Origin of the sequence: Mesorhizobium sp. M7A.F.Ca.ET.027.03.2.1 (genome assembly GCF_003999175.1) — a bacterium.
Taxonomy (GTDB): Bacteria; Pseudomonadota; Alphaproteobacteria; order Rhizobiales; family Rhizobiaceae; genus Mesorhizobium.
The window spans coordinates 1-1833 of sequence record NZ_RZOM01001166.1 but is presented as its reverse complement, the minus strand read 5'-3'; the positions used below and the strand labels follow the sequence as shown (position 1 = coordinate 1833).

Below are 1833 nucleotides of genomic sequence, written 5' to 3'. Positions count from 1 at the left end.
TTCCCGCTCGACATGGCGACCTGGAAATGCGCACCGGCGCTGGCGGCAGGCAATTCGGTGGTGCTGAAACCCGCCGAGCAGTCGCCCTTGTCGGCCCTGCTTCTGGCGGAACTGGCAATGGAAGCGGGCCTGCCCGCAGGCGTGCTCAATGTCGTGCCCGGCCTTGGCGAAACCGCCGGCCAGGCGCTTGGCCGTCATATGGATGTGGATTGCCTCGCCTTCACCGGCTCGACCGCCGTGGGTAAGCTGTTCCTGCAGTATTCCGGCCAGTCGAACATGAAGCAGGTCTGGCTGGAAACCGGCGGCAAGAGCCCGAACCTCATCTTTGCCGATTGCGGCGATCTCGACGCGGCAGCCGACATGGCGGCCTTCGGCATCTTCTTCAACCAGGGCGAGGTCTGTTCGGCCAATTCACGCCTGCTCGTCCAGCGCGGCATCAAGGATGCCCTGGTGGAGAAACTGGTGCAGCGTGCGGCGGCCACGCAGCCCGGCGATCCGCTCGATCCGGCTTCGAAAATGGGCGCGATGGTCGATGCCCGCCATGCGGCCAATGTCATGCGCTTCGTCAAGGCCGGCAAAAAGACCGCGCGCCTGGTCGCGGGCGGCGACCTGGTCACGGTCAACGGGCGTGGCAGCTTTGTCCTGCCGACCATCTTCGACGATGTCGCGCCCGCCGATCCGATTGCCCGCGACGAGATCTTCGGGCCGGTGCTTTCGGTCATCGCCTTCGACGACGAGGCCGACGCGATCCGTATCGCCAATGACAGCCCATACGGGTTGGCCGCATCGCTGTGGACCGACAGCCTGTCGCGCGCGCATCGTATCGCCGGCCGGCTGCATGCCGGCACGGTTTCCGTCAACACGGTCGACGCGCTGAGCCCGATGACGCCGTTCGGCGGTTTCAAGCAATCCGGCTTCGGCCGCGACCTGTCGCTGCATGCACTCGACAAATACACCGCGCTCAAAACGACATGGATCAAGTACTGATGGGCGCCTAAAGCGCATCGCGATTGAACGGATTCAAGCGATGCGCATTAGGCCTTTGCTCTATGCATGTCATTTGCGCAAAACCGGGGCCACTTTTGCGCGACATGCATTAGGCTTGATCGAAGCCCTCAAACCAGCAACATAGCCAGCATGCCGCTACGCTTCACGCTCAGACAGCTGGAATATTTCGTCGCCGTGGGCGAAGCCGGTTCCATCGCTAAGGCGGCCGAACAGGTCAATGTATCGCCGCCATCGATTTCGGCCTCGATCGCGCAGCTGGAAACCGAGTTCGGTGTCCAGCTGTTTGTCCGCAAGCATTCGCACGGCCTCTCGCTGACGGCCGGTGGCCGCATCTTCCTCAAGGAAGCCGCCCGGCTGCTCAACGATGCAGACGCCTTGCACGACGTCGCCGGCGACTTTGCCGAGAAGGTGCGCGGCCCGCTGGCGGTGGGATGCCTGCTGACCTTTGCGCAAATCGTGCTGCCGGCGCTGCGCATGCGGTTCGAACGCGCCTATCCCGATGTGCGCGTGCGCCAGTTCGAGCGCAATCAGGGGCAATTGCTCGAGATGCTGCAGCGCGGTGAAATCGATCTTGCCCTGACCTACGATCTCGAACTGTCGCAGGACATGACCTTCGAGCCGCTGATGCTGGTGCCGGCGTACGTCATGCTGCCGGCGGGGCATCGCTTTGCGGCAAAGGCGTCGATCACGACGGAGGAATTGGCCGACGAGCCGATGGTGCTGCTCGACCTGCCGTTCAGCCGCGAATATTTCCTTTCGGCATTCCACCAGCGCGGGATCCGCCCCAACATTGCCGAGCGCACCGGCGACATCGCCGTCATGCGT

2 protein-coding genes are annotated in these 1833 nt (G+C 63.5%); both read left to right on the top strand.

Annotation, left to right across the window (positions count from 1 at the left end; translation table 11 throughout):
• A partial coding sequence (locus tag EN750_RS32480) for an aldehyde dehydrogenase family protein (RefSeq protein ID WP_127399128.1) occupies nucleotides 1-987 on the top strand: 987 nt, incomplete at its 5' end.
• Nucleotides 988-1137: 150 nt separating this feature from the next.
• The coding region (locus EN750_RS32475) for a LysR family transcriptional regulator (RefSeq protein WP_145968126.1) at nucleotides 1138-1833 on the top strand (696 nt) is incomplete at its 3' end.